We start from the raw sequence: 8,859 nt of genomic DNA on the forward strand, positions 1-8,859 counted from the left end.
CCCCCGCACCGGAATTCCGGTGCGGGGGCGCCCTGCGTGTTCGTACCCGTCAGACGCGGGTGCGCAGCATGGTGCGCATGGTGCGCATGGCCACCGACAGGTTCGCCAGGTCGAACGCGTCCGAGCCGTGGATCTCCTCCAGCGTCGTGCGCGCGCGGCCCAGGATCGCCGCGTTCTTGTCCTCCCAGGCCTTGAAGCGCTCCTCCGGCGTCGAGGCGCCGTTGCCCACGGAGAGCACGTCCTGCGTCAGGCCGGCGTGCGCCGCGTACAGGTCCTCGCGGATGGAGGCGCGGGCCATGGACTGCCAGCGGTCGGCCCGCGGCAGCTCGATGATCCGGTCCATGAGCTGGGTGATGGACAGGCGGTCGGCCAGGTCGTAGTACACCTCGGCGACCTCCATCGGCGTCTTGCCGGTGCGCTCCGCGATCGCGACGATGTCGAGCGTCGGGAAGGCCGACGAGAACCCGGCCACCCGCAGCGCCAGCTCCTCGGGCACGCCCGCGTCCGTCAGCTCGTCCAGGATGCTCTGGTACCACTCCAGGTCCGCGCCGCGCAGCAGCTTCGGCAGCTCGTCCCAGACCCGTGCGACCCCGGCGCTGAAGAACTCGATGGTCTCGGCGAGCTGCAACGGCTGCGGCCGGTTGCCCAGCAGCCAGCGCGTGCCGCGCTCGACGAGGCGGCGGGAGTGCAGCCGGATCCGGGTCTGCACGTCGGCCGCGACCCGGTTGTCGAGCGCCTCGACGGCGTCCCAGACCTCGCCGAGCCCGAAGATCGCGCGGGCCGCGAACTGCGCCCGTACGATCTCCTCGATCGACGCCCCGGTCTCCTCCCGCAGGCGGTGCAGGAAGGTCGAGCCGCCGGTGTTCACGGTGTCGTTGACCAGGACCGTCGTGATGATCTCGCGGCGCAGCGCGTGCGCGTCGATCTGCTCGCCGAACTGCTCGCGCAGCGCCTGCGGGAAGTACGCGTGCAGCAGGCCCCGCAGGTGCGGGTCGTCCGGCAGACCGGTGTGGATGAGCTCCTCCGCCACCGTGATCTTGGTGTACGCCATGAGGACGGCGAGCTCGGGCTGGCTCAGGCCGCGGCCCGCGCTCAGCAGTTCGCGGATCTGCCGGTCGGTGGGCAGGAACTCCAGCGGGCGGTTCAGGTGCCCGTCGCGCTCCAGGCGGCGCATGAAGCGCTGGTGGGCGTGGAGCAGGGAGGGCGCCTGGGCGACGGCGTTCGCCAGGGCCACGTTCTGGGCGTAGTTGTTGCGCAGGACGAGCGAACCGACCTCGTCGGTCATCGTGGCGAGCAGCTGGTTGCGCTGCTTGACGGTCATGTCGCCGTCCGCGACGAGGCCGTTCAGCAGGATCTTGATGTTCACCTCGTGGTCGGAGGTGTCCACGCCCGCGCTGTTGTCGATGGCGTCGGTGTTGATCCGCCCGCCCTCGCCGCCCGCGCCGCGCCGCGCGAACTCGATGCGGCCGAGCTGGGTCGCGCCCAGGTTGCCGCCCTCGCCGACGACCTTGACCCGCAGCTCCTCGCCGTTGACGCGGATCGCGTCGTTCGCCTTGTCGCCGACGTCGGCGTTCGCCTCCGCCGAGGACTTGACGTACGTACCGATGCCGCCGTTCCACAGCAGGTCGACCGGCGCCTTGAGGATGGCCTTCATCAGGTCGGCCGGTGTCATCTTGGTGATGCCCCGCTCGATGCCGAGCGCCTCGCGGATGTGCGCGTTGATCGGGATCGCCTTGGCGCTGCGCGGGTGGACGCCGCCGCCGGCCGACAGCAGGTCCGTGTCGTAGTCGGCCCACGAGGAGCGCGGCAGCTCGAACAGACGGCGGCGCTCGGCGTACGAGGTGGCCGCGTCCGGCGTCGGGTCGATGAAGATGTGCCGGTGGTCGAAGGCCGCGACCAGGCGGATGTGCTCGGAGAGCAGCATGCCGTTGCCGAACACGTCGCCGGACATGTCACCGACGCCGACGACGGTGAAGTCCTCGCTCTGCGTGTCGTGGCCGAGCTCGCGGAAGTGCCGCTTGACGGACTCCCAGGCGCCGCGGGCGGTGATGCCCATGCCCTTGTGGTCGTAGCCGACCGAGCCGCCGGACGCGAAGGCGTCGCCGAGCCAGAAGTTGTAGGCGACCGCGATCTCGTTGGCGATGTCGGAGAAGGTGGCGGTGCCCTTGTCGGCGGCGACGACGAGGTACGTGTCGTCCTCGTCGTGGCGGACGACGTCAATCGGCGGCACGACCTCGCCGGCCACCATGTTGTCGGTGATGTCCAGCAGCGCCGAGATGAACGTCTTGTACGAGGCGATGCCCTCGGCCATCCACGCGTCACGGTCGACGGACGGGTCCGGCAGGTTCTTCGCGACGAAGCCGCCCTTGGCGCCGACCGGCACGATGACGGTGTTCTTCACCATCTGCGCCTTGACCAGGCCGAGCACCTCGGTACGGAAGTCCTCGCGGCGGTCGGACCAGCGCAGACCACCGCGGGCTACCTTGCCGAAGCGCAGGTGGACGCCCTCGACGCGCGGCGAGTACACCCAGATCTCGAACGCCGGGCGGGGCGCGGGGAGGTCCGGGATCGCCTGCGGGTCGAACTTCATCGACACGTAGCCGTGCGGCTCGCCGGTCGCGGTCTTCTGGAAGAAGCTGGTGCGCAGCGTGGCCTTGATGACGGTCAGGAAGGACCGCAGGATCCGGTCCTCGTCGAGGGACGCGACCTGGTCCAGCGCGCCGTCGAGCTCTTCGAGCAGCCCGTCGGTGAGCTCGGTGCCCGCGATCTGGCGCTCCGGCGACATCCGCGCCTCGAAGAGCGAGACCAGCAGCCGGGTGGTGTGGACGTTGTTGCGGAGGGTGTCCTCCATGTAGTCCTGGCTGAAGGTGGAACCGGCCTGGCGCAGGTACTTCGCGTACGCGCGCAGCACCATCGCCTGCCGCCAGTCGAGTCCGGCGCTCAGGACGAGGGCGTTGAAGCCGTCGTTCTCGGCCTGCCCGGTCCACACGGCGGAGAACGCTTCCTGGAAGCGCTGGCGCGCGTCGTCGGCGAGGTGGCCGTCGTTGCCGTTCGACCTGGGCATGCGCAGGCCGAAGTCGTAGATCCAGGCGTGCGTGCGGTCGGCGCACCGCAGCTCGTACGGACGCTCGTCGACGACCTCGACGCCGAGGCGCTGGAGCACGGGCAGCACGGCGGACAGGGAGACCTGCTCACCGATCCGGTAGATCTTGAAGCGCCGCTCGTTGGGGCCGGCGCCCACCGGCTCGTACAGGGACAGCGAGAAGCTGTTGCGCCCGTGCGTCAGCTGTTCGAGGTGGACCAGGTCGGCGACGGCGGCGCGCGGCGAGTGGTCGGCCTTGTAACCCTCGGGGAAGGCGTGACCGTACCGGCGCAGCAGCTCGGCGGCGCGCTCCTCGCCCAGCTCGGCGTTCATGGCCTCGGCGAAGCCGTCGGCCCAGGAGCGGGCGGCCTCGACGAGCCGGCTCTCGATGCGCTCGGTGTCGGCGTCGGTGAGGGTCGGCAGCTCGGTGCCGGCCGGGACGCGGACGACGAAGTGCAGGCGGGAGAGGATCGACTCGGTGTTCCACGCGGTGAAGTCGACGCTGGTGCCGCCGAGCTCCTCCTTGAGGATGTCGATGAGCCGCAGGCGCACGCTGGTCGTGTAGCGGTCGCGGGGCAGGTAGATGAGGGCGGAGTAGTAGCGCCCGTACTCGTCCTGACGCAGGTAGAGCCGCAGCCGGCGCCGCTCTTGGAGGTAGAGCACGCTGGTGACGATGGACGTCAGCTGGTCGACGGGCGTCTGGAACAGCTCGTCGCGCGGGTACGTCTCCAGGATCTGGAGCAGGTCGCGGCCGTCGTGGCTGTTGGGCGAGAAGCCCGCGGTCTCCAGCACCTCCGCGACCTTGCGGCGGACGACGGGGACGCGGCGTACGGACTCGGTGTACGCGGCCGAGGAGAACAGACCGAGGAAGCGCCGCTCGCCGATGACGTTCCCGTCGGCGTCGAACTTCTTCACGCCGACGTAGTCGAGGTAGCTGGGCCGGTGCACGGTCGAGCGGCTGTTGGCCTTCGTCAGTACGAGCAGCTTGTGCTCGCGGGCCTTCGCCCGGACGTCGGCGGGCAGCCGGCTGAACGACGGGCTCACCGGGTGGTCCTCGTCGCCGCTGTGGTGCGGGTCGGAACGCAGGATGCCGAGGCCGGTCCCGGGGACGGCGGACAGCGCGTCGTCCGCCGTCAGCTCGTACTCGCGGTAGCCGAGGAAGGTGAAGTGGTCGGCGGCCAGCCAGCGCAGCAGTTCGCGGGCCTCGTCGACCTCCAGGTCGCGCAGGTCGTCGGCGGTCGGCTCGCTCGGCAGCTCGTCGGCGATGCGCAGCGCCGAGTCGCGCATCTTCTCCCAGTCCTCGACGGCCTCGCGGACGTCGTTCAGGACACGCAGCAGGTCGGCGGTGATCTGCTTGAGGTCGGAGCGGTCGGTCTCCCGGTCGATCTCCACGTGGATCCAGCTCTCCACGCACGCGTCGTGCGGGAGCGTCTCGTCGCGGCGCGCGCCGTCGGCGGGGAGGACCTCGATCAGCTTGCCGGTGACGTCACGGCGCACGGTGACCTGCGGGTGGATCACGACGTGGATGCCGCGGCCCTGGCGGGACAGCTCGTTGGTGACCGAGTCGACGAGGAAGGGCATGTCGTCGGTGACCACCTCGACGACGGAGTGACTGCACGTCCAGCCGTTCTCCTCGACGGTCGGGGTGTGCACCCGGACGTTGGCCGTGCCCTGCGGGCGCTTTTCCGCCAGCCGGTAGTGCGAGAGCGCCGCGCCGAACACGTCGACCGGATCGCGGTCGGCGAGGTCTTCGGGGGCCGTGTGCAGGTAGTAGCGCTGGAGGTACGCGAGGAGCGTCTCCCTGTCGGGAGTGCCTTCACTCGTGGACCCAGTCGAAGGTTGCCCCCCGGCCGGGCTGTTCTCAGCTACCCGGGCCGCCCGTACGAGCAGCTCGGCCTTGGCTTCGTCCAGCTTGGTCTGCATGTCCTCTGGCTCCTGTCGCGCGCCGTTGCGTGACGTAGGTGAAGAAAGGTGGCACAAACGCCCACGACGCGGGGGTATCCGGTCGGGTCGACGTTATGCCGCGATGAGAGATACCCATGACGTTATTGGCCAATTTTGACGGCCGGCCGGGGTTTCGGGGACCAGCGATCACCCGGGCACGTGGATGCTCCGGGCGCATGCCGGGGGCTTCACTGCCCCCGAGGGCTATCGCGCTGATCACGGCACCAGGCTATCTCCCCGCACGGGGGCCCCGTCATGTCCGATCGGTGTACAAAACCAGCCTGGAAGTTTGACACTCTGGACAGCGACGGCCGCCGTGATGCCCCTTACCGGGTCCGGCGGGGCGTCTTGGCAAACGCAGCCGCCGGGTGCACGTTGAACCGGAGGGTACGGCACCGGCCGCCCGAGGGGAGCACTCAGCCATGGCACCCAAGATCCTCGTCGTCACCGGCGACGCGGCGGAATCGCTGGAAGTCCTCTATCCGTACCAACGGCTGCGGGAGGAGGGGTACGAGGTCCACATCGCCGCCCCGGCCCGCAAGCAGCTCCGGTTCGTGGTGCACGACTTCGAGCCCGGTTTCGACACGTACACCGAGAAGCCCGGCTACACCTGGCCGGCCGATCTCGCCTTCTCCGAGGTCGAGCCCAGCCGGTACGCCGCCCTGGTGATTCCGGGCGGACGGGCCCCGGAGTACCTGCGCAACGACCTGGAACTGCGCAAGATCCTCAAAGCGTTCTTCGACGCGGACAAGCCGGTCGCCCAGATCTGCCACGGGCCGCTCCTGACGGCCGCCGTGGACGGCCTGGCCGGGCGCAGGGTGACGGCCTACCCGGCGCTTGAACTCGACATGCAGGCCGCCGGGGCGACGTTCCAGGACGCGGAGACGGTGGTCGACGGCACCCTGGTCTCGGCCCGCGCCTGGCCCGACCACCCGATGTGGATGCGCGAGTTCCTCAAGGTGCTGCGGGCGGTGGGAGCTGTGCCGTAGGGGCGGTCGGACGCCTCGCCGGCGGGGGGCGGCAGGGCTGACGTGGCTGGCCGGTCTACGGCGTGGGCGTGCGGGCCACGCTGTGGGGACGGTGGCTGGTCTACGGCGTGCGTACGGGGCCCGGGTACGGCGTAGGTGCGGGGCCTGGCTACGGCGTGGGTGCGGAGGCCTGGTTACGGCGTGGGCGGGCGGGCCGCGCAGTGGGGACTCGGGCCGGTCTACGGCGTGCGTACGGGGCCTGTCCACGGCGCGGGCGTAGGGCCTGGGCCCGGCGGGCCGTGGGTACGGGCGGCCGGGTCCGGGGGGCCGTGGGCCTAGGCGGGACGAGGGGCCGGCCCGCGGCAGCCCGGGCTCCCGTGGTCCCGGGCTCCCGTGGTCCCGGGCTCCCGTGGTCCCGGGCTCCCGTGGTCCTGCGGTCCGGGCGGAGTGTCACCCCGTCCACTGCTCCGCCAGCTCCACCGCCTCCGCCAGCGTGTCCACCACGGGCACTCCGGCCGGCTCAAGGCTGGCCCGGCTGTGCGAGCCGCCGGTGTAGAGGACGGCCCGCGCCCCCACGTGCGCCGCCGCCACCGCGTCGTCGACCGCGTCACCGATCACGACCACCCGCTCCGGCGTGACGCCGCCGAGCGCGGCGACGTGCCGGGCCATGTGCGCGGCCTTGCTGCCGCCCGACGGCCCGGTCCGCCCGTCGACCCGCACGAAGTGGCGTTCGATCCCGTATTGCCGCACGACCGGCACCAGCTGCTCGTGCCCGTACATGCTCAGCAGCGACTGGCTCCGCCCCGCGGCCCCCCACTCGACGAGCAGCTCCTCCACCCCCTGGGCCAGCGCGCACACGACGCGCAGCTCGGTGTAGTGCCGGTGGAAGGCCTCGTCCATGACGAGCCACTCCGCCTCCGTCGGCAGCCGCCCCCTCAGCCGCTCGTAGAAGCGCGGGATCGGCACGCAGTACAGCTCCCGGTAGCGCGCCAGCGTGATCGGCTCGATACCGATCTCGGCGAACGCGGCGTTCGTCGCGCCGATGACAGCGCTGATGTCGTCGAGCAGCGTGCCGTTCCAGTCCCAGACGAGGTGCGTCGTCGTGTGCTTCCCCATTCCAAGAAGGTACCCGTGGAGTACGACAACGCATTCCGGCCGTCAGCCGATCAGGTTCGGAATCTCCTGCACCCCGAACCAGAGCAGCTCGTGGTCCTCCGCGCCGTCGACCGTGAACTGAGCGTCGTCGTCGCCGTGGTCCGCCGCACCCAGCGCGGCGGCGGCGGCCGTGACGTCCGCCTCGGCGTCGTCCGCGTCCACGTGCACCGCCGCCGCCTTCTTCAGCGGCACCGCGGCGGCGATCCGCACCTCGCCGATCGCCGCCGCGTCCAGTCCGCGGTCCGGGTCGGCCACCGCGTCCCCGTCCGGTACGTCGACGGCCACGACGACCCGGCGCCGGGCCGCGCCCGGGTCACCGGCGAGCAGCCGCAGCGACGCAGCGGCGGCGCGGTTGAGGGCCGCGTACTCGAGCTCCTCGATGTCGTCCGAGACGTACCACTCGCGCAGGCCCGGCGTCACGGCGTAGGCCGTCAGCGGGCCGGGGCCCAGCTGTCCCGCCTTGTGCGCCTCAGCGAGACCGGGAAGGGTCAGGGGGACGTAGACGCGCATCGGCAGGCCGCTTTCGTAGTCGGGAGGCGGCCTCAAGGATACGTACGGAGTCCCCCTTCGGGGTGGTGGTCCCCGGGCTCCGCGCCGTCCACTCCGTGCGTCGCCGGTCGGCCCGCGACCGCTCCAGCACTGCCCCTCGTCACCCTGATAGGTGATTCCCGCCGCCGGCGCCTCCCGCCCCTGCGGCGCCTTGCCGCCGCCGGCCCGCCGCGCGTAGAAGATCACCAGCAGAAGTTACTACCCGGTAACGCAACCGGGCCGGCAGAGCGGGGCACACCGATGCACAAGGACAAGACCCGGCCGCAAGGACGACGCGACCAGCGCAGGCCCGGCGTACCCACACCCAGGACCGCCATCGGCCCCACAGCCGCCACCGCCCCCACCCGCACACCCAGCCCCGTCCGCACCCCCGCACCGGCGCCCACCGCCACGGTCCCGGCCCAGCGCCGCGCCGCGCACCAGCACCGCCCGACGCCCCACGCACAGTTCGCCGAGCGCCTCCTGGCGGTGCTCAGCGGCCGTCGCCCCGTGCACTGGATGCTCGGCCACACCATCGGCGAGGCGTACGAGCAGCTGGTCCAGCTCGCTCCCCGGACCCCGCTGCGCACGCGCGGCGCCTCGCCCGTCGTGCGTACCTGCGGCGGCTTCCACCCGCGTCCCGGCGTCGTGGAGGCGTTCGCCAGCATCGCGGCCGGCGAGCAGGTGCGGGCGATGGCGTTCCGCCTGGAACAGGGCCGCGACCTGCGGTGGCGCTGCGCCGCCGTCGAACTGGGCGGAACCCCGACGGCACCGACCGGCACACCGGCCTAGCACCCCGTCACGCACCCCGGGGCACGTGCCGCCGGCCGGACCGCCGGCGGTGGAGGGAACACGGCCGGGTCGGGCGGCACAGGCCGGACACGGACCCGCAGCCCGCCTGTCGGCGGCCGACCGGACACGGCAGGACGGCAACCACAGGCCGGACACGGACCCGTAGTCCGAGCGGCGGCTGCCGACCGGACACGGCTTGGCGGGCGTCGAGCAAGCGGGCACGCACGAGCCCCGGAGACGGCGCGGCAAGCCGGAAACAGCCGGGGCGGGGCCCGGACACCGCCGGGAAGCCGTACACAAGCCGGACGGGGCCGGCCGGACGGCCGGGCGAGCACCGGCCCGACACGCCCCCGCGAGCCGGAACGCGGCCGGGGCCGGACACCATGTCGG

At 71.9% G+C, this 8,859-nt stretch carries 5 protein-coding genes; 2 read left to right on the forward strand and 3 right to left on the reverse strand.

Annotation, left to right across the window (positions count from 1 at the left end):
• Window positions 1-49: 49 nt before the first annotated feature.
• Entirely contained in the window at window positions 50-5,005 is a 4,956-nt protein-coding gene (locus ACWGH0_RS34210) for an NAD-glutamate dehydrogenase (protein ID WP_453408172.1), read from the reverse strand.
• 443 nt (window positions 5,006-5,448) lie between these two features.
• Between ACWGH0_RS34210 and ACWGH0_RS34215 the strand changes: the two genes are divergently transcribed.
• Window positions 5,449-6,015: a DJ-1/PfpI family protein gene (locus ACWGH0_RS34215; protein ID WP_453408173.1), complete on the forward strand. Its 567-nt coding sequence runs from the start codon at window positions 5,449-5,451 to the stop codon at window positions 6,013-6,015.
• 429 nt (window positions 6,016-6,444) lie between these two features.
• On the opposite strand, the gene ACWGH0_RS34220 is transcribed toward ACWGH0_RS34215, so the two are convergent.
• Both ACWGH0_RS34220 and ACWGH0_RS34225 read right to left on the reverse strand, forming a co-directional pair.
• Window positions 6,445-7,110, reverse strand: a complete 666-nt coding sequence (locus ACWGH0_RS34220) for an HAD family hydrolase (RefSeq protein WP_453408174.1) — start codon at window positions 7,108-7,110, stop codon at window positions 6,445-6,447.
• A gap of 42 nt (window positions 7,111-7,152) precedes the next feature.
• Complete coding sequence (locus tag ACWGH0_RS34225) at window positions 7,153-7,659, reverse strand: DUF6912 family protein (protein ID WP_453408176.1); 507 nt, start codon at window positions 7,657-7,659, stop codon at window positions 7,153-7,155.
• A 279-nt stretch (window positions 7,660-7,938) separates the two neighbouring features.
• On the opposite strand from ACWGH0_RS34225, the gene ACWGH0_RS34230 reads away from it, so the two are divergent.
• Window positions 7,939-8,469 (forward strand): Rv3235 family protein, encoded by a 531-nt coding sequence (locus ACWGH0_RS34230; protein WP_453408175.1) that lies wholly within the window; start codon window positions 7,939-7,941, stop codon window positions 8,467-8,469.
• Window positions 8,470-8,859: the final 390 nt, after the last annotated feature.

The organism is Streptomyces sp. NPDC054887 (genome assembly GCF_053610585.1).